The 17,236-nt window shown below is 74.7% G+C and carries 17 protein-coding genes; 8 read left to right on the top strand and 9 right to left on the bottom strand.

Going from position 1 to position 17,236, the window contains the following annotated elements; translation table 11 throughout:
• Positions 1 to 49: 49 nt before the first annotated feature.
• A complete protein-coding gene (locus I601_RS07175; RefSeq protein ID WP_068107773.1) occupies positions 50 to 1,267 on the bottom strand; it encodes a cysteine desulfurase-like protein in 1,218 nt (405 codons plus the stop codon).
• An 84-nt stretch (positions 1,268 to 1,351) separates the two neighbouring features.
• On the opposite strand from I601_RS07175, the gene ppc reads away from it, so the two are divergent.
• Positions 1,352 to 4,150 (top strand): phosphoenolpyruvate carboxylase, encoded by a 2,799-nt coding sequence (gene ppc / locus I601_RS07170; protein WP_068107771.1) that lies wholly within the window; start codon positions 1,352 to 1,354, stop codon positions 4,148 to 4,150.
• A 295-nt stretch (positions 4,151 to 4,445) separates the two neighbouring features.
• Here the strand turns inward: ppc and I601_RS07165 are convergent, their stop codons facing one another.
• Together I601_RS07165 and I601_RS07160 are read right to left on the bottom strand one after the other, a co-directional pair.
• A complete protein-coding gene (locus I601_RS07165) occupies positions 4,446 to 5,336 on the bottom strand; it encodes an SDR family NAD(P)-dependent oxidoreductase (RefSeq protein ID WP_068107769.1) in 891 nt (296 codons plus the stop codon).
• On the bottom strand, positions 5,333 to 6,247 hold the full coding sequence (locus I601_RS07160) for an SDR family NAD(P)-dependent oxidoreductase (RefSeq protein WP_068107768.1): 915 nt from the start codon (positions 6,245 to 6,247) through the stop codon (positions 5,333 to 5,335). The genes I601_RS07165 and I601_RS07160 overlap by 4 nt, the downstream gene beginning before the upstream one ends.
• Positions 6,248 to 6,516: 269 nt before the next feature.
• On the opposite strand from I601_RS07160, the gene I601_RS07155 reads away from it, so the two are divergent.
• On the top strand, positions 6,517 to 7,464 hold the full coding sequence (locus I601_RS07155) for an NAD(P)H-binding protein (RefSeq protein WP_068107766.1): 948 nt from the start codon (positions 6,517 to 6,519) through the stop codon (positions 7,462 to 7,464).
• Between the two features lie 13 nt (positions 7,465 to 7,477).
• On the opposite strand, the gene I601_RS07150 is transcribed toward I601_RS07155, so the two are convergent.
• The gene (locus tag I601_RS07150; RefSeq protein ID WP_157519947.1) at positions 7,478 to 7,777 is read right to left on the bottom strand and encodes a hypothetical protein; all 300 of its coding nucleotides are present in this window, start codon (positions 7,775 to 7,777) and stop codon (positions 7,478 to 7,480) included.
• Positions 7,778 to 7,787: 10 nt separating this feature from the next.
• Positions 7,788 to 8,183 carry a hypothetical protein gene (locus I601_RS07145; RefSeq protein ID WP_068107761.1) on the bottom strand — a complete coding sequence of 132 codons (396 nt, stop codon included), beginning with the start codon at positions 8,181 to 8,183 and terminating at the stop codon, positions 7,788 to 7,790.
• A gap of 139 nt (positions 8,184 to 8,322) precedes the next feature.
• On the opposite strand from I601_RS07145, the gene I601_RS07140 reads away from it, so the two are divergent.
• Genes I601_RS07140 through I601_RS07130 form a run of 3 tightly spaced genes read left to right on the top strand, consistent with a single transcriptional unit; the run spans position 8,323 to position 10,908 of the window.
• Positions 8,323 to 8,838, top strand: a complete 516-nt coding sequence (locus tag I601_RS07140) for a TIGR04338 family metallohydrolase (RefSeq protein ID WP_068107759.1) — start codon at positions 8,323 to 8,325, stop codon at positions 8,836 to 8,838.
• Positions 8,835 to 9,641: a DUF2786 domain-containing protein gene (locus tag I601_RS07135; RefSeq protein WP_068107757.1), complete on the top strand. Its 807-nt coding sequence runs from the start codon at positions 8,835 to 8,837 to the stop codon at positions 9,639 to 9,641. The genes I601_RS07140 and I601_RS07135 overlap by 4 nt, the downstream gene beginning before the upstream one ends.
• A gap of 10 nt (positions 9,642 to 9,651) precedes the next feature.
• A complete protein-coding gene (locus tag I601_RS07130) occupies positions 9,652 to 10,908 on the top strand; it encodes a patatin-like phospholipase family protein (protein ID WP_068107755.1) in 1,257 nt (418 codons plus the stop codon).
• Between the two features lie 223 nt (positions 10,909 to 11,131).
• On the opposite strand, the gene I601_RS07125 is transcribed toward I601_RS07130, so the two are convergent.
• Both I601_RS07125 and I601_RS07120 read right to left on the bottom strand, forming a co-directional pair.
• Positions 11,132 to 12,175 (bottom strand): alcohol dehydrogenase catalytic domain-containing protein, encoded by a 1,044-nt coding sequence (locus I601_RS07125; protein ID WP_068107753.1) that lies wholly within the window; start codon positions 12,173 to 12,175, stop codon positions 11,132 to 11,134.
• A 63-nt stretch (positions 12,176 to 12,238) separates the two neighbouring features.
• On the bottom strand, positions 12,239 to 13,120 hold the full coding sequence (locus I601_RS07120) for an aldo/keto reductase (protein WP_068107751.1): 882 nt from the start codon (positions 13,118 to 13,120) through the stop codon (positions 12,239 to 12,241).
• 60 nt (positions 13,121 to 13,180) lie between these two features.
• Between I601_RS07120 and I601_RS07115 the strand changes: the two genes are divergently transcribed.
• On the top strand, positions 13,181 to 13,795 hold the full coding sequence (locus I601_RS07115; protein WP_237089577.1) for a type 1 glutamine amidotransferase domain-containing protein: 615 nt from the start codon (positions 13,181 to 13,183) through the stop codon (positions 13,793 to 13,795).
• Between the two features lie 103 nt (positions 13,796 to 13,898).
• Here the strand turns inward: I601_RS07115 and I601_RS07110 are convergent, their stop codons facing one another.
• Positions 13,899 to 15,191 carry a NupC/NupG family nucleoside CNT transporter gene (locus I601_RS07110; RefSeq protein WP_068107749.1) on the bottom strand — a complete coding sequence of 431 codons (1,293 nt, stop codon included), beginning with the start codon at positions 15,189 to 15,191 and terminating at the stop codon, positions 13,899 to 13,901.
• A gap of 93 nt (positions 15,192 to 15,284) precedes the next feature.
• On the opposite strand from I601_RS07110, the gene I601_RS07105 reads away from it, so the two are divergent.
• A complete protein-coding gene (locus tag I601_RS07105; protein ID WP_218917767.1) occupies positions 15,285 to 15,692 on the top strand; it encodes a hypothetical protein in 408 nt (135 codons plus the stop codon).
• Positions 15,693 to 15,711: 19 nt separating this feature from the next.
• Here I601_RS07105 and I601_RS07100 read toward each other — a convergent pair whose 3' ends face one another.
• The gene (locus I601_RS07100) at positions 15,712 to 16,347 is read right to left on the bottom strand and encodes a TetR/AcrR family transcriptional regulator (protein WP_068107747.1); all 636 of its coding nucleotides are present in this window, start codon (positions 16,345 to 16,347) and stop codon (positions 15,712 to 15,714) included.
• A gap of 36 nt (positions 16,348 to 16,383) precedes the next feature.
• Between I601_RS07100 and I601_RS07095 the strand changes: the two genes are divergently transcribed.
• Positions 16,384 to 17,202, top strand: coding sequence for an SDR family NAD(P)-dependent oxidoreductase (locus tag I601_RS07095; protein WP_218917766.1), 819 nt, complete (start codon positions 16,384 to 16,386; stop codon positions 17,200 to 17,202).
• The last annotated feature ends 34 nt before the right edge of the window (positions 17,203 to 17,236 follow it).

Raw genomic sequence — 17,236 nt, 5'->3', positions numbered from 1 at the left:
GGTGGGTGGTGCGAACCTGACCGGTGGGTGGTGCACAAGTGACTGCTCGTCAGAGCGCGGCCAGCCCGGTGAGCAGCCGGTCCACCTCGGCCGCGGTGGAGTACGGCGAGAGCCCCACCCGGACCCCGCCGGCGTCGCCGAGGCCCGCGTGGCGCGACGCCTCCAGGGCGTAGAAGCTGCCTGCGGGGGCGAGCACGTCGCGGTCGACGAGGTGCTGCTGCACCGCGGCGGGGTCGTGCCCGTCGACGCCGAGCAGCACGGTCGGCGTACGCCGCGCGGGGCTGCCGTGCACCCGTACGCCCGGGAGGTCGTCGACACCGCCCAGCAGCCTGGCCAGCAGCGCGTCCTCGTGCTCGCCCACCGCGGCCATCGACGCGGCGAGCCGCTCGCGGCGCGGCAGGTCGCCCGGCTGGTCGAGCAGGTCGGCGAGCGCGTCGACGGCGGCCGTGACGCCGGCGAGCATCTCGTAGGGCAGCGTGCCGAGCTCGAAGCGCTCGGGCACCGCGTCGGAGGACGGCAGCAGCTTGTCGGGCCGCAGCGTCTCGAGCAGCGCCGGGTCGCCCGCGACCGCGCCGAGGTGCGGACCGAAGAACTTGTACGGCGAGCAGGCCACCAGGTCGGCACCGAGCGCAACCCGGTCGACGAGCGTGTGCGGAGCCAGGTGCACCGCGTCGACGTACGTCAGCGCGCCCACCTCGTGGGCGGCGGCGCTGATCGCGGCGACGTCGGGGCGGGTGCCGAACAGGTTGGAGGCGGCGGTGACCGCGACCAGCCGGGTGCGCTCGGAGAGCAGCCCGCGCACGGTGCCGACCGGGTCCAGCTCGGCGGTGACCGGGTCGAAGTCGATCCACCGCACCACGGCCCCGGCCCGCTCGGCGGCCAGCACCCACGGCCGGATGTTGCTGTCGTGGTCGAGGCGGCTGACGACGACCTCGTCGCCGGGACCCCAGTCCTGCGCCAGGGTGCGCGCCATCTCGAAGGTCAGCGCTGTCATCGAGCGGCCCAGGACGACGCCGCGCGGGTCGGTGCCGAGCAGGTCGCCGATCGCGGCCCGGGCGTCCCCCACCGTCGCCTCGGTACGCCGCTGCGTCGGGGTCAACGCGCCCCGCTGGCACATCCCGGCGGTCATCGCCTCCGCCACGGCCTCGGCCACCCGGCTCGGCACCAGGGAACCGCCGGGTCCGTCGAAGCGGGCCTCCCGCGAGTCCGGCCCCGACGAGAGGGCGGGGAACCAGGCGCGGACACGGTCGACGTCGAGGACAGCCATGCCCGCATGCTGCCACCCGCCCGGGCGATGCCCACGTCGCGGTCGGGCCGCCACGACTCGGGCCGGTCACGACAGACTGGGCCCATGGCCGACACCGACCAGCCCGACGTGACCCGCTACGCCACCGGCGTCTCCTCCGACGAGCAGCACACGGCGCTGCGGGCCTCGGTGCGCCAGCTCGCAGCCCTGCTCGGCGAGGCGCTGACCCGGCACGAGGGGCCGGAGCTCCTCGCCCTAGTCGAGCAGGTGCGGGCGTTGGCGCGCGAGGACGACGACGGCGCGCTGCACGACCTCCTCGAGGGCGTCGACGACGACACCGCGGTGGTGCTGGCCCGCGCGTTCACGAACTACTTCCAGCTCGTCAACGTCACCGAGCAGCTGCACCGCTGGCAGGAGGTGACGGCCGAGGACGAGGGCCCGCTGGCCGTGGCGGTGGGGCGCATCGGGGAGGCGCTCGCCGAGGGCAGCGTCGACGTCGCCCTGGTCTCCGACGTGCTGCGCCGGGTGGAGTACCGGCCGGTGTTCACCGCGCACCCGACCGAGGCCAGCCGGCGCACGGTCCTGGCGCTGCTGCGCACCATCGCCGACGTGGTGCACGCCTCGGAGGACCCCCGCGCCCGTCCCGGCGACGCCGAGCGGCACGAGCGCCGGCTCGCCGAGCTGGTCGACGTGCTGTGGCAGACCGACGAGCTCCGGATCGCGCGGCCCGACCCCCGGGACGAGGCCCGCACCTCGCTGTACTACCTGGGCCAGCTGGCCCGGCGGGTGGTGCCCGACCTGCTCCAGGAGCTCGACCGGCGCCTGGCCGCGATCGGGGTGGAGCTGCCGGTGACCGCGCGGCCGCTGCGCTTCGGCAGCTGGGCCGGCGGCGACCGCGACGGCAACCCCAACGTCACCCCGGAGGTCACCCTGGAGGTCCTCGCGATCCAGCACGACGCCGGGCTGCGCGAGCTGGTGGCCCAGGTCGACGAGATCCTCACCGAGGTCTCCGCCTCCACCCGCGTCGTGGCCGCCAGCGCGGAGCTGCTGGCCTCGCTCGAGGCAGACGCCGAGGCGCTGCCGATCACCTACTCGACGATCCGCCGACTCAACGCCGAGGAGCCCTACCGGCTCAAGCTGTCGTTCGTGCGGGTGCGGCTGCTGCGCACCCGCGACCGGCTGGCCCACGCCACCGCCCACGAGCCGGGCCGCGACTACGCGCACCTCGGCGAGCTGCTCGAGGACCTGCGCCTGGTGCGCGACTCGATGCTCGCCGACGGCGACCGGCTCACCGCCGACGGGTCGGTGCTGCGGCTGCTGCGCACGGCCACCGCGTTCGGCACCGGCATGGCCACCCTCGACGTGCGTGAGCACTCCGGGAAGCACCACGAGGCGCTGGCCGAGCTGTACGACCGCCTCGGGGAGCTCGAGCGGCCCTACGGCGAGCTCGACCACACCGCCCGCACGCAGGCGCTGCGCGCCGAGATGGCCGGGCGCCGGCCGCTCGTGGGCACCGGGCAGGTGCCGCCCGACGGACCCGCGGCGGCGTCGCTGGGCCTGCTGCGCACCCTGCGCCGGGCCCAGGACACCTACGGGCCCGACGTGGTGGAGACCTACATCGTCTCGATGACCCACCACGTCGACGACCTCTTCGCCGTCGTCGTGCTGGCCCGCGAGGCCGGGCTCGTCGACCTCGGCTCGGAGACCCGGCCAGCCACGGCGCGAATCGGGTTCGCGCCCCTCTTCGAGACCGTCGCCGAGCTCGAGACCGCCGGCCCGCTCCTCGACGAGCTGCTCAGCGACGCGTCGTACCGCCGCGTGGTCGCGGCGCGCGGCGACGTGCAGGAGATCATGCTCGGCTACTCCGACTCCTCCAAGGACGCCGGCATCGCGGCGTCGCAGTGGCAGATCCACCGCGCCCAGCGCGCGCTGCGCGACGTGGCCCGCGAGCACGGCGTGCTGCTGCGGCTCTTCCACGGCCGCGGGGGGTCCGTGGGGCGTGGCGGCGGGCCGACCGCCGAGGCGATCCTCGCCCAGCCCAACGGCAGCCTCGACGGTCCGATCAAGATCACCGAGCAGGGCGAGGTCATCTCCGACAAGTACCTGCTGCCCGAGCTCGGCCGCTGGAACCTCGAGGGCGCCCTCGCCGCGGTCGTCGAGGCCTCGGTGCTGCACCGCGACCGGCTGCTGCCCCGTGACGTCCTCGACGCCTGGGACGACACCATGGACGTGGTCGCGGCGAGCGGCCAGACGACGTACCGCTCGCTGGTGCGCGACCCCGGGCTGGTCGGGTTCTTCGTCGCGGCGACGCCCGTCGACGAGCTCGGCAAGATGAACATCGGCTCCCGCCCGGCGAAGCGTCCCGGCGGCGACGGCGGGCTCGACGACCTGCGCGCGATCCCGTGGGTCTTCGGCTGGACCCAGTCGCGGATCATCCTGCCCGGCTGGTACGGCGTCGGGTCGGGCCTGGCGGCCGCCCGCGAGGGCGGGCGCGAGGAGGTGCTGCAGGAGATGTACGCCTCGTGGCCGTTCTTCCGCACCTTCCTGTCCAACGTGCAGATGACGCTGGCCAAGACCGACCTCGACATCGCCGCGCGCTACGTGCGCACGCTGGTGCCGGACGCCGCGGCCGGGCTCTTCGACCACATCCGCGAGGAGCACGCCCGCACGGTCGCGGAGGTCCTCGCCGTGACCGGCCAGGACGAGCTCCTCGAGAGCGCGCCGGTGCTGCGCCAGACCCTCGAGCTGCGCGACTCCTACCTCGCGCCGCTGCACGCCCTCCAGGTGTCGCTGCTGGCGCGGGTGCGCGCCGTGCCGGAGGGCGAGGAGCCGCCCGCCGAGCTGCAGCGCGCGCTCCTGCTCACCATCAACGGCATCGCCGCGGGGCTCCGCAACACCGGCTGACCGCCGTTGGTCGAGCAGTGAGGAGCGCCAGCGACGAACGCAGTCGGGACCCGGTGACGTGCGCGCTCGCCGTACCCCGCTCAGTCACGGGGTCTCGACGGGCGCTCGAGCCTGCGGCCCTCGCTGCTCGACCAACGACCTGACGTTGGTCGAGCAGTGAGGAGCGCCAGCGACGAACGCAGTCGAGACCCGGTGCCGTGCGCGCTCGCCGTACCCCACTCAGTCACGGTGCCTCGACGGGCGCTCGAGCCTGCGGCCCTCGCTGCTCGACCAACGACGCGCTCGGGCGCTCGACCTACCTCCCGCGGCGGCCGAGGAACGACCAGCCACCGCGCACCGCCTCCTTCTCGGGACGGGCGCGCCACACGTTGCCGGGGTGCGGCTCGACCCGGGGGCCACGCAGGGCGACGCGGTCCACCAGCACCGGGGCCAGCCGGTCGTAGACACCGGGCAGCACCCGGAAGCCGAGCAACGTGAGCCGGTTGCCCGGGCCCACGTGGACCTGACGGCGGGGGTGGTCGATGGCGCGCACGCAGGCGCGCGCGACCCGGTCGGGGCCGACGACGGGGGGCGGGGCGTGCCCGGCGCGGCCGGCGTACGACGCGGACTGCTCGTAGACGGGGGTGTCGACGGCGCCCGGCAGCACCAGGGAGACGCTGACCCCGGGGACGCCACGGAGCTCGTTCTGCAGGGAGCGCACCAGCCCGAGCTGGCCCCACTTGGCGGTGCAGTAGCTGCTCATCGACGGCACCGCGATCTGCGCCAGCAGCGAGCTGACCACCACCAGCGCGCCGCCGTGCTCACGGAAGTGCGGCAGCACCGCCTGCGCGACGTGGACGGTGCCGCGCAGCCCCGTGTCGATGACGTGGCCGAAGACGTCGGCCGGCACCTCCTCGACCGTGCCGTAGGCCATCACCTGCGCCGTCAGGACCACGGCGTCGAGGCGGCCCTGCTCGGCCAGGCAGGTCGTGACCGCCGCCCGCACGGACGCCTCGTCGGTGACGTCGGCGACGACCCCGCTCGCGCTGGCGGGCCCGGCGCGACCCGCGAGTGCGGCGGCCACGTCGCGCACCCGCTGCTCGTCGCGGGCGACGACCACGACGTGGTCCCCGGCCTGCACCAGCTGCTCGGCGGTGGCCAGGCCGATCCCGGAGGTGCCCCCGACGACCATCACCACCCGGCTCATGCAGCGCCCTCGCGGTCGCTCGCCCCGGCCTCCGCGGTGGCGTCGGGGCGCAGCCGCCGCGACGCCACGTGGAACAGCGGCCCGACCACGCGGTCGTACACCGCGGCCGGGGCCAGGTTGAAGGCGGCGAGGAGCGCGTAGTTGCTCAGCGCCGTCTGGCGCCCGGCCCGACGTGAACCGACCTGGGCGAGGACCACGCGGGCCACCCGCTCGGGGCTGATCGACGGCGGCGGCGGGGTGTTGACCGCGCCGGCCGAGTCGAGGGCGTTGTCGTAGATGGGGGTGTCCACGCTGCCCGGCGAGACGTGGCTGATCCGCACGTCGGGCAGGTCGACGTTCTCGATGCGCAGCTGGCGCACGAGCGCGCGCACCCCCCACTTGCTGACGACGTACGGCGTCATCTCGGGCACCGCGATGTAGCCGAGCAGCGACCCGACCACGACCAGGTCGCCGCGGCGCTGGCGGCGCAGCACCGGCAGCACGTGCCGGGCCACGCACGCGGTGCCGAGCAGGTTGGTGGTCACGACGTCGGCGAAGTCCTCGGCCGTGGTGTCCTCGGTGCGGCCGTAGGACACCACGCCGGCACAGTGCAGGACGGCGTCGATGCGGTCGTGCCGCTCCACCACCTGCGCCACCATGGCGGCCACGGCGGCGTCGTCGGCGAGGTCGGTGGGCACCACCAGCGTGGAGGCGGCCCCCTCGTCGTCGCAGGCGCTCGCCGTCTTCTCGAGCTCGGGCTCGCGCCGCGCCACCAGCACGAGGTGGTGCCCGGCCGCGGCGGCCCGCAGCGCGGTCGCCTCCCCGATCCCGCTCGTGGCGCCGGTGACGACGACCACCGAGGGATCGGTGGTCGGGACCGGCGGCACGGGCAGCACGCTCGTGAGCAGTCCGAAGGGGTCGAGCAGGTTCACGGGAGGTCCTCTGGTCGGTCCGGCGCCGGCACGCGGCGGTCCGCCCGGGACCGGGTGCTCGGCTCCCGGGGCTCGTGGGAATCGGTTTCTCCACGGTAGGCAGGCGCTCCCGGCCCGGACACCACCCGCGCGTGTGCTCGCCGCCACGCTCGCGGGGGTGACGCGCGCCCCGGCCGGGAGGGCTAGGTTCCGAAGGTGCCCCTCTTCCCGCGCCTCACCCCCCTCGTCCACCCCTCCGCGCTGCCCGCGGCCCGCTCGGCGGTCCGGTCGTGAGCCGGGTCCTGGTCACCGGAGCCACCGGGTACGTCGGCTCCCGGCTGATCCCCGCCCTCCTCGAGGCCGGGCACGAGGTGCTCGCCGCCACCCGCGACGAGGAGGCGCTCGACGGCTACCCATGGGGTGACGAGGTCGAGGCCCGGCAGTTCGACATCACCGACGAGGAGCTCGTCGCGGCCGCCGTCCGAGGCGTCGACGCGGTCGTCTACCTGGTCCACTCGATGGGCGACGGCGACTTCGTGCGCAAGGACCGCGAGGCCGCCGAGCTGGTGGCCCGCGCCAGCGACGACGCGGGCGTGGGCCGCATCGTCTACCTCTCGGGCCTGGTCCCGCCGGGTAAGCTGTCCGACCACCTGCGCTCCCGCGCCGAGGTGGAGCAGGTCTTCCTCGACGCACCGGTCCCGGCCACGGTCCTGCGTGCCGCGATGATCGTGGGCGCCGGATCGACCTCGTTCGAGCTGCTGCGCCGCCTCAGCGACCGGCTCCCGATCACCCCGGTGCCGCGCTGGATGAACCGGCGGCTGCAGCCCGTCGCCGTCGAGGACGTCGTCCACGTGCTGCTCGCCGCGATCGGGGGCGAGCCCCGCAACCGGCACTACGACCTGGGCGCCGACGAGGTGCTGACCTACCCCCAGCTCCTGGCCCGCTACGCCGAGGTGGCCGGGCTGCGGCGGCGGCGGCCGGTGGTGCCGGGGGTCCCGATGTGGCTCGTGGGCCGGGCCAGCGCGCTGCTGACCGGAATGCCGCGCGGCACCGTCAAGGCGCTCGCCGAGAGCCTCTCGCACGACATGGTCTGCGAGGAGGACGACGTACGCCGCGACCTGGTGCCGGGCCACACCTTCACCGGCCTCGACGAGGCCATCGCCCGGTCGCTGGGGGTCCGGGGCGGCACCTCGCACGCCGGCGACGTGCAGGCCGGCGCACCCACCGACCCCGCCTGAGCCTGCCGGGGCCTCAGCGCGCCGTGGGCGCGGGACAGGTGCGGGGGCGACCCGCGAGCGTGGCGCCGAGCCCCATCAACCAACAGGTGGGGCAGCCGCGCCACAGGAGCACCGCCGGCACGAGGCCGAGCATCGCCCACGGCTGCTCGCGGGCGTGGGCCAGCGAGACGACCACCAGGACCAGCCCGAGCACCCCGCGCACGACGTGCTCGGCCACGGACCGGCTCGCGAACATCGCCGAGACCGGGTCGACCGCCTCGTCCGGGCCCGCTGCAGGGCTCGTCGGCGCGTGGCTCGTCGGTGAGGGGCTCATCGGCGCGGGCTCACAGGTGGTCGGGCACGATCAGCGCGTCGGGGTCCTGGCGCGGGGGCACCGCGGCCAGCGCGGCCTGCACGAGCGCGACGCGGGTGCGCTGCAGGACCGCGCGCTGCAGCCGACCGACGTCGGAGGCGATGGTGGCCTCGACGGTCTCGCGGACCTGCTCGTCGGTGAACGTGGGCCGGGTGCCGGACTCGACCTCGACGTCGGGCAGCGCCACCAGCACCGGCAGCACCTGGTCGCCCAGCGCGTCGAGCACCTGGAAGCGCTCGTAGCGGGTCATCTGCTCCCACACCTGGTCGACGTCGAGCTGCTTCTTGCGCACGTCCTTGCGGGTCGCGAGCACGGACTTGGCCGCCCCCGCCATCGCCTGGGTCATCTCGTTCTCGGTGAAGCGCACCCCCCCATCATGACGGGGCGACCCCACCCCGCCGGGCACCGCCTGTGGAGGAGACGCCCGTGGTGTCGGCACGACCAGGTAGGAATGAGCCTCGCCACCCCGACCGCCCGAGATCCCCACGCCCCCGGAGGAGCAGCCCGTGACCGCCACCAGCCCACCGCGCGACACCCGGCGCAGCGCCGTGTACGACGCCGAGGACGTCGTCGGGCGCGTGCTGGAGCGCGGCGGCACGATCGAGCACTACGGCTCGACCCTGGTGCTGCCGGGGCTGCGCAGGTTCGGCGACGTCGCCGACGTGCCCGCCTACCTCGACCGGGTGCTGGCCTTCGCCCCGGTCGCCGCCCTGCCCCGGGCCGGGATCCCGGTCGCGGTGCGCGAGCGCCGCGGCGCCCGGGCCGCCCACTACGAGCCGGCCGGTGAGGCCGGGCCCACGATCGCGGTGCCGCCGTACCGCGCCGGGGGCGCCTGGGCCCTGACCGAGACCACGGTGCTGCACGAGCTCGCCCACCACCTGTGCCCCGACCGGCCACCCCACGGACCCGCGTTCCTGGCCCACCTGCTGCACCTCTACGAGCACGTCATCGGCCCCGAGGCCGCCCACCTGCTGCGCGTGGCCCTGGCCGAGCGCGGCGTGACGACAGGAGCACCGCTGTGAGCGCCTTCCTCGACAAGCTCTCGAAGGTCCTCGCCCAGGCCGAGGCCGCCTCGACACCCGAGGAGGCCGACGCGTTCCTGGCCAAGGCCCAGTACCTGTCCACGCGGTGGTCGATCGACCTGGCCAGCGCCCGGCAGCACACCGCGCGCCAGGAGCAGCGCCCCGAGCCGGTGCAGCGCACGATCACGATCGGCGAGCACCGGGCGATGGGCAACTCCCGGCTGGTCTCGCTGTTCCTGGCCTGTGCGCGGCCCAACGACGTGCGCACCGACATCGCCCGCGACTCCACCACCGTCTACGCCTACGGCTTCGCCGCCGACCTCGAGGTCGTCGAGGCGCTCTACGTCCACCTGGCGCTGCAGATGGTCCACGACGCGTCGGTCTTCCTGGCCAGCGACGCCCACCTCGTCGAGGGGGCCGTGTGGGACCCGCGCACCCGCACCTTCGGCCCGCCCCACAAGAAGACCGCGCGGCTGGCGTTCTACGAGGCGTTCATCGACCAGGTCTCGACCCGGCTGTGGACGGCGCGCAAGGAGGCCGAGGAGCGGGCCGAGCGCGAACGGCTCGAGCACGCCGAGCCCGAGCAGGGCACCTCGACCGCCCTGGTGCTGGCCGAGAAGGAGAAGGAGGTCGCCGGCTACTACAGCCGCACCTCCCAGGCCCGCGGCTCGTGGCAGGCGGGGCGCCGGCGCACCGGGCTCGACGGCGGGGTGGCCGCCTGGGAGGCCGGCACCCGCTCCGGGGCCGCCGCCCGGCTCTCGGCCGCGCGCCGGCTGCCCGGGGGCCGCACCCAGATCGCCTAGGCTCGGGTGGATGGCCGTCACCTCGGAGTCCTCGCCCCGCACCTGCCTGGTCCTCGACGCCGGCGGTGCGCGCTCGGCGTACCAGGTCGGCGCCCTGGGGGTGCTGCTGCCCGCGCTCGCCGCGGACGGTCACCGCCCCACCGTGCTGGTCGGCACCAGCGCCGGTGCGTTGCTGACCGCAGCCCTGGGCGCCACCGCCCACCTCGATCCCGAGGAGCAGGTCCAGCGACTGGAGGACGTGCTGGGCCAGGCGACCAAGAAGCACGTGATGCGGCCGCTGTGGCGCCAGGCGCCCGTGGTCGCGGCACGCTACGCCTCCGAGACGCTCGGGGTGACCGGCTTCCGGCTCCGCGGGCTCTTCGGCACCGCACCGCTGGCCGCGACGCTCGCGCGGGCGATCGGGTGGAACGACCTGCACGCGAACGTCGACGCCGGCCGGGTGGAGGCGCTGGCCGTGACGGCGACCTCGGTGCGCTCGGCCCGGGTCACCCTGTTCACCGAGGCCACGAGCGCCTACGGCGACCTGCCGACCCCGCCCCGGGAGCACCACCGCGCCTACGTCCGCGCCCGCATCGGCGTCCCGCACCTGATGGCCTCGTCCGCGATCCCGGCGCTGTTCCCGTCGGTGCAGGTCGACGAGCCCGCGGAGGCGGCGGGCTGGTACGTCGACGGCGCTACCCGGCGGCGGGTCCCGCTCGCGCCGGCCCTCGAGCTCGGCGCCGACCGCGTCGTGGTCGTCGGCACCGGCAGCCTCCGGCCGGCCGAGCCGGACCCCGAGCGGGACCAGCAGGCGGTCGACCTCGGGGACGGGGGCGCCACCCTGCTGGGCGCGGTGATGGACGACCCGCTGCGCCACGACCTGCGCCGGTTCGCCGAGACCAACGTGCTGGCCGGCGACACCGACCTGGCGCCGCACCTGGACCGGCACCGCCGCGAGCGCGGTCGCGCGCCGCAGCGGGTGGTCCCGTACGCCGCTGTGGCCCCCGAGCACGGGGAGGAGCTCGCGCAGCTCGCGATGTCGGTCTTCCGCAGCAATCACGGCACCCTTCGCCGCACCCTGGGCGACCCCGACCTGCAGGTGATGCACCGGTTGATGGGCAGCGACAGCCCGTTGCAGGGCGAGCTGCTCTCCTACCTGCTGTTCGACCCGGACTTCTTCGACGAGGCCGCCGCGCTGGGTCGCCGCGACGCCCACCGCTGGCTGGCCGCCACCGGCGGGCTGTGGCGCACCGGCCACCTCGACCCGCCCAGCGGCGTCTCCACCTGACCCGGCCCAGACATCCCGCCCAGCCGGCGCAGACATCCCCGCGACCCGGCCCAAATGTCGCGCCCAGTCGGCCCAGATGTCCCTCCGAGCCGGCGCAGATCACCCCGGCGTACCGGCGGCGGGACATGCGCCGGGTCGACGCGACATCTGCGCCGGGTCGACGCGACATCTGGGCCGGGTCGACGCGACATCTGCGCCGGGTCGACGCGATATCTGGGCCGGGTCAGCTGTGCGGCAGGACCACGGTGGCGCCGCCGGCACCGGCGCCGGGTTCGCCCAGCGCGGCGAGGCGGAACGCGCCCTCGGCCAGCCCGACCCGGGCGCGCAGCAGCAGGTCGGGGCGCAGGGCGCCGGAGGCGACCAGGTCGAGGAGCTCGGGGTAGCCGGCGGCGGAGAGCCCGTGGCTGCCCAGCACCTGCAGCTCGCGCGCGACCACCAGCGACAGCGACGCGCCGGCGTCCGCGTCGGCGCCACCGAGCAGACCGACCTGCACGTGCCGGCCCCGGGGGCGCAGGCAGTGCAGCGAGGCGGTGGCCACGGCGCGGCTGCCGAACGCGTCCAGGGAGACGTCGGCGCCGCCTCCGGTCAGGTCGAGCAGTGCGTCGACGACCGGCCCGTCCGCCGGGTCGAGGGTGGTGGCCCCCAGCCGGGCGGCCAGCTCGCGGGAGGCGGGCGCCGGGTCGACGGCGTACACCTCGGCGCCGAGCGCACGTCCGACCATCACCGCCGCCAGCCCCACGCCGCCGCAGCCGTGCACCACCAGCCGCTCGCCGGCACGCACCGCACCGACCTGCGCCACCGCGCGGTACGCCGTCGCCACGCGGCAGCCGAGGCCGGCGGCGACGTCGTCGGGCACGGCGTCGGGCAGCCGCACCAGGTTGACGTCGGCGCGGGGCAGCGCGACCAGCTCGGCGAAGGAGCCCCACCGGGTGAAGCCGGGCTGCTCCTGGCGCTCGCAGACCTGCTGGTCGCCGCGACGGCAGGTGCGGCAGGCGCCGCAGGCCAGGACGAAGGGGGTGGTGACCCGGTCGCCGACCTCGACGGAGGTCACCGCGGGACCGATCGCGACCACGGTGCCGGCGAGCTCGTGGCCGGGCACGTGCGGCAGCAGCACACCGGCGTCGTGCCCCTGCCAGGCGTGCCAGTCGCTGCGGCACAGGCCGGTCGCCGCGACCCGGACCACCACCCCGTCACTGGGACAGGTCGGGTCGGACAGCTCGGTGACCTCCAACGGGCCGCCGAAGGTCTCCATCAGGACGGCACGCACGCCACGGATCCTACGGGGCGGCTCACCGCCGGGCGCACGCCGACGCCCGTGGGCCGGCCGACCTCAGGAGGCGTCGAGCGCGGCCAGCTCGTCGGCGCTGAGCTCGAGGTCGGCGGCGGCGGCCGAGTCGGTGATCGACTGCGGTCGCTTCGCGCCGGGGATCGGTACGACGACGGGCGACTGGGCCAGTTCCCAGGCGAGCGCCACCTGTTGAGCGCTGACGCCGCGGTCCTGCGCCACCTGGGCGAAGGCGGGGTGCTTGTCGGCGAGCTCCTTGGCGTCCGACAGGCCGCCGAGCGGGCTCCAGGGCAGGAACGCGAGCCCGAGCTCCTCGCACACCTCGATCTCGGGGAGGCTGGTGCGGAAGGCGGGCGAGAACTGGTTCTGCACGCTCACCAGCGACTCACCCAGCACCGAGTGCGCGAGCCGGATCTGGGCCGGGTCGGCGTTGGAGAGGCCCACCCGGGCGACCTTGCCGGACTCGGCGATCTCCCGCAGGGTGCCCACGACGTCCTCGTAGGGCACCTTCGGGTCCGGACGGTGGTGCTGCCACAGGGCGATCTGATCGACACCCAGACGTCCGAGGCTGGCGTCGACCGCCGCCCGCAGGTGCGACGGCGAGCTGTCCAGCGCCCAGGCGCCGCCCCCGGCGCGCACGTGCCCGCCCTTGGTGGCCAGCAGCACCTGGTCACGGACACCGAGCTCGTCGAGGAGACCGGCGACGAGCCGCTCGTTGGCGCCCTGGGCGTCGGCACCGAGGTCGCCGGGCCCGTAGGCGTCGGCGGTGTCGAGCAGGGTCACCCCCGCGTCCAGCGCCGCGCGGACCGTGTCCAGCAGCTGCTCGCGCGGTTGCGCGCCGGACTGGTCGAAGGTCATCAGCCCGAGCCCGATGGCACCGACCTGCACGCGCCCGACGGTGTCGTTGCCGATCTCTCGTGTCTGCATGGGTCCTGTCTACCCCGGCACGCCCACCCCTGGGGGTGTCGAACGGGCCGGGAGCGGGTGGTGCAGTGGAGGACGTACGACGACGCGGGCCCCGACGGCCCCGACCCCCAGGAGGACCTCGTGAGCAACGACCTGACCGGCAAGCGGGTGGCGTTCCTCGTCGCCCAGTCGGGCGTGGAGCAGCCCGAGCTGACCCAGCCCTGGCAGGCGATCGAGGACGCCGGCGCCGAGGCCGTGCTGATCGCCCCACAGGCGGGCAAGGTGCAGGCCTTCGAGAGCGACGTCAACGAGGCCGGCTCGTTCGAGGCCACCCTGGCGCTGGGCGACGCCGACGCGGCCACCTTCGACGCCGTCGTGCTGCCCGGCGGCACCACGAACGCCGACGCGCTGCGAGTCGAGGAGGACGCGGTGGCGTTCCTGACCGAGCACATCGACGCCGGCAAGCCCGTGGCCGTGATCTGCCACGGGCCCTGGACGCTGGTCGAGACCGGTCGGCTCGAGGGCAAGACGCTCACCAGCTTCCCCAGCCTGCAGACCGACCTCCGCAACGCGGGCGCGACCTGGGTCGACGAGGAGGCGCACACCTGCCCGAGCGGTGGCTGGACCCTGGTCAGCAGCCGCAACCCCGGTGACCTCGATGCGTTCTGCGAGGCAGCCGTCGCCGCCTTCGCCTGACTCCCCACCCCGACGCCCACCCCCACGCGCCGAGCGGTCACTTCTGCACCACCGAGCAATCAGCTCTGCACCACCGACCGGTCGGTTCTGCACCGCCGAGAGGTCAACCGATGAGCACGCCCGCGATGGCGGCGCTCATCAGGTTGGCCAAGGTGGCTGCGAGGATCGCGCGCAGCCCGAGCGAGGCGATGTCGGGACGGCGCTCGGGCGCGATGCCGCCCAGGCCGCCGAGCAGGATGCCCAGCGAGCCGAGGTTGGCGAACCCGGTGAGGGCGAAGGTGACGATGGCGGCGGTCTTGTCGCTGAAGCCGCCGATGACCTCACCGAGGTTGGCGAAGGCGACGAACTCGTTGACCACCACCTTCTGCCCCACGAAGCTGCCGGCCTCGACCGCCTCGCCCCACGGGACGCCGATCGCCGCCATCAGCGGCGCGAAGACGTAGCCGAGGATCTGCTCGATCGTCAGGTCACCGGCGCCGAACCAGCCACCCACACCGCCCACGACCAGGTTGAGCAGCGCGATCAGGGAGATGAAGGCCAGCAGCATCGCGCCGATGGTCGCGGCCAGGCGCAGTCCGTCGGCGGCCCCGTTGGCGGCCGCGTCGATCACGTTGCGCGCCCGCGTCCCGTCGTCGGCGGGCTCCTCCGCACCTCCGGACTCGTCCGTGTCGGGCTCGGCCACCGCCCGGGCGTCCCGCTCGGTGGCCCCGGCGCCGGAGGTTCCGGCGCCGGCCGTCACCAGCCGCTCCTCGGGCATGATGATCTTGGCCATCAGCAGCGCCCCGGGGGCGGCCATGAAGCTCGCCGCGATGAGGTAGTCGAGCCGCGCGCCGAGCAGCGAGTAGCCGACGAGGACCGACCCGGCCACGGTCGAGAGCCCGCCCACCATCACGGCGAACAGGCCCGAGCGCGACAACCCGGCGACGTACGGCCGGATCACCAGCGGCGCCTCGGTCTGCCCGACGAAGATGTTGGCGGCGGCGTTGACCGACTCGGCCTTCTCGGTGCCCAGCAGCCAGCCCAGGCCGCCGCCGAGGACGTTGACGACCCGCTGCAGGATGCCGAGGTGGTAGAGCACAGCGGTCAGCGAGGCGAAGAAGACGATGACCGGCAGCACCTGGAAGGCGAAGACCTGCCCCTCCTCGGGAAGCACCGGCCCGAAGAGGAAGCCGATGCCCTCGCGGGAGGAGTCGATGACCGCCTGGACGCCCCTCGAGGCCGCCTCCAGCGCGCGCTGGCCGACGGACCAGTAGAGGACGACCACGCCGAAGACGACCTGCAGCAGCAGCGCGCCGACCACGGTGCGCGGTCGGATGGCGCGGCGGTCGCTCGAGGCGAGCACGGCGATGGCGAGGAGCACCAGCATGCCGCCGGCTCCCCAGACGATGTCGATCATGTCTTCACCTTCCCGGCCCGAGGGTCGTCGGCCGGCCGGCCTCGACGAGGGTCATGCTGACACGACGAACCGCTCACCCCGAGGAGGAGGCCCATGAGCCGCACGAACGTGGTCTCGGACATCTGGGCCAGCACCCTGCGCCTGCCCCGGGGCGTGCAGGTGTGGGTCTTCGTGGTGCTGATGCCGGTCAACCTCGCGGCCCTGGCCGTCCTCGGCCAGCCGCTGGGCCCGCTGGTCGCCGGCCTCGCGGTCGGTGCGCTGGCGGTCAACGGCGTCGTGATGGTGCTCGACCGCGGGTTCTCGCTGGCGATGGCGCTGCCGCACGTGCTGCTCTGGATTCCCCTCGTCGGCGTCCTGCTCTACGCGCTGGTAGCGCACGACGGGATCGGCGGCGCCTACGCGGCGTACCTCGCGGTGCTGCTGGTGGTCGACGTGGTCTCGTTGTGGTTCGACGTACCCGATGCCAAGCGGTGGCTCGACGGTCAGCGCGACACCTTCTGACTCCTCGCCCCAGCAGGCCTCAGCCGCCCGGAGCGGCCGGGACGCGCGGCTCGTACCAGGCCGACAGCGCCCAGAAGCAGTCCCGGGCGAGCGTGGCGGGGCCCCGGTCGTCGGGGGCGTCCAGCGCGGCCCAGAGCTCGAGCCCGATGCGTACGGCGTCGGTGACGGCGGCCGCGAGCATGCGGGGCACCAGGGGGTCGGGGTCGTCGACCAGCTGGGCCAGGACCGGCACGAGCAGTCGCTGCGACTCACCGTTCACGTCGTGCCAGACCCGTTGCAGGTCGCGGTCGGCGGCCACGGTGCGCACCAGCCCGCGCGCCAGCTCGAGCTCGGCGGCACGGCGTTCGTCCACCGGGTCGAGCAGCTCGACGACGGCCTCGGCGACGGCCTCGCGCAGGGGACGGTCGGCGGGCAGGCGGGAGAGCCGGGAGTGCCAGTCGTCCGCCCCCTGTGCGAGCAGGGGCACCACGGCGTCCTGCTTGCTCGGGAAGTAGCGGTAGAAGGTGCGCAGCCCCACGCCGGCCTCGGCGGCGATCTGCTCGACCGTGGTGGCGGCCAGGCCCTGGTTGACGAACAGTCCCGCGGCCGCCCGGGCGATCGACAACCGGGTGTCGGCGCGCCGGCGCGCGTTGAGGGTGGTGGCCCGGGACTCCATGACATGACGGTAGTCGTTGTGACACGATCTGCCCACATGGCACGTCGTGCCACCCACGAGAGGATCGCGATGAACCGCTACGCCGACCGACGAGTGATCGTGACCGGAGCCGGCTCCGGCATCGGCCAGGCGACCGCCTTGCGGATGCTGCAGGAGGGCGGGCAGGTCGTCGCCGCCGACATCAGCCCCGAGGGCCTGGCCGACACCGTCGCCAAGGCCGCGGAGCACCAGGACCGGCTGAGCACCGTGCAGATCGACGTCGGTGACGAGCAGTCGGTCGTCGACGGGGTCCGCAGCGCCGTCGCCGGCCTCGGGGGCCTCGACGTGCTGGTCAACGCCGCCGGCATCCTGCGCTCCTCGCACACCCACCAGACCTCGCTGGCCGACTTCGAGAAGGTGCTGCGGGTCAACCTCGTCGGCACGTTCCTGATGATCCGCGAGTCCATCCCGGCCCTGCTCGAGGGCGAGGGCCCCGCGGTCGTGAACTTCAGCTCGACCTCGGCCGAGTTCGCCCACCCCTACATGTCGGCGTACGCCGCCAGCAAGGGCGGGATCCAGTCGATGACCCACGGGCTCGCCGCCGAGTACGGCAAGCAGGGCGTGCGCTTCACCGCGGTGCAGCCCGGGTCGATCTCCTCGGGGATGACCGACGGCGTCGGCGAGAGCAAGCAGAGCGTCGGCCCCGGCATCCCCGAGGACGCCGACTGGTCCCTGTTCTCCGGCCTGATGCCCGCGCTGGGGCAGGGCTTCGCCGGGCCCGAGTCCGTGGCCGGGGTCGTCGCGATGCTGGCCAGCTCCGACGGCGCCTTCATCACCGGCACCTCGGTGCGCGTCGACGGCGGCACCCACTACTGATCCACCCGCGAGGCGAACCGGCCGGTCGTCCACC

Origin of the sequence: Nocardioides dokdonensis FR1436 (assembly GCF_001653335.1) — a bacterium.
Taxonomy (GTDB): Bacteria; Actinomycetota; Actinomycetes; order Propionibacteriales; family Nocardioidaceae; genus Nocardioides; species Nocardioides dokdonensis.
The sequence above is the reverse complement of the archived record's forward strand: the minus strand, read 5'-3'. Positions and strand labels throughout refer to the sequence as shown.

What these genes read in the sequence shown, in the direction of transcription:
- I601_RS07165 (WP_068107769.1), bottom strand. Translation starts at nt 5,336, where the DNA reads ATGAGCCGGGTGGTGATGGTCGTCGGGGGCACCTCCGGGATCGGCCTG.
- I601_RS07130 (WP_068107755.1), top strand. Translation starts at nt 9,652, where the DNA reads ATGGCCGTCACCTCGGAGTCCTCGCCCCGCACCTGCCTGGTCCTCGAC.
- I601_RS07150 (WP_157519947.1), bottom strand. Translation starts at nt 7,777, where the DNA reads ATGAGCCCCTCACCGACGAGCCACGCGCCGACGAGCCCTGCAGCGGGC.
- I601_RS07095 (WP_218917766.1), top strand. Translation starts at nt 16,384, where the DNA reads ATGGCACGTCGTGCCACCCACGAGAGGATCGCGATGAACCGCTACGCC.
- I601_RS07100 (WP_068107747.1), bottom strand. Translation starts at nt 16,347, where the DNA reads ATGGAGTCCCGGGCCACCACCCTCAACGCGCGCCGGCGCGCCGACACC.
- ppc (WP_068107771.1), top strand. Translation starts at nt 1,352, where the DNA reads ATGGCCGACACCGACCAGCCCGACGTGACCCGCTACGCCACCGGCGTC.
- I601_RS07175 (WP_068107773.1), bottom strand. Translation starts at nt 1,267, where the DNA reads ATGGCTGTCCTCGACGTCGACCGTGTCCGCGCCTGGTTCCCCGCCCTC.
- I601_RS07105 (WP_218917767.1), top strand. Translation starts at nt 15,285, where the DNA reads ATGAGCCGCACGAACGTGGTCTCGGACATCTGGGCCAGCACCCTGCGC.
- I601_RS07120 (WP_068107751.1), bottom strand. Translation starts at nt 13,120, where the DNA reads ATGCAGACACGAGAGATCGGCAACGACACCGTCGGGCGCGTGCAGGTC.
- I601_RS07110 (WP_068107749.1), bottom strand. Translation starts at nt 15,191, where the DNA reads ATGATCGACATCGTCTGGGGAGCCGGCGGCATGCTGGTGCTCCTCGCC.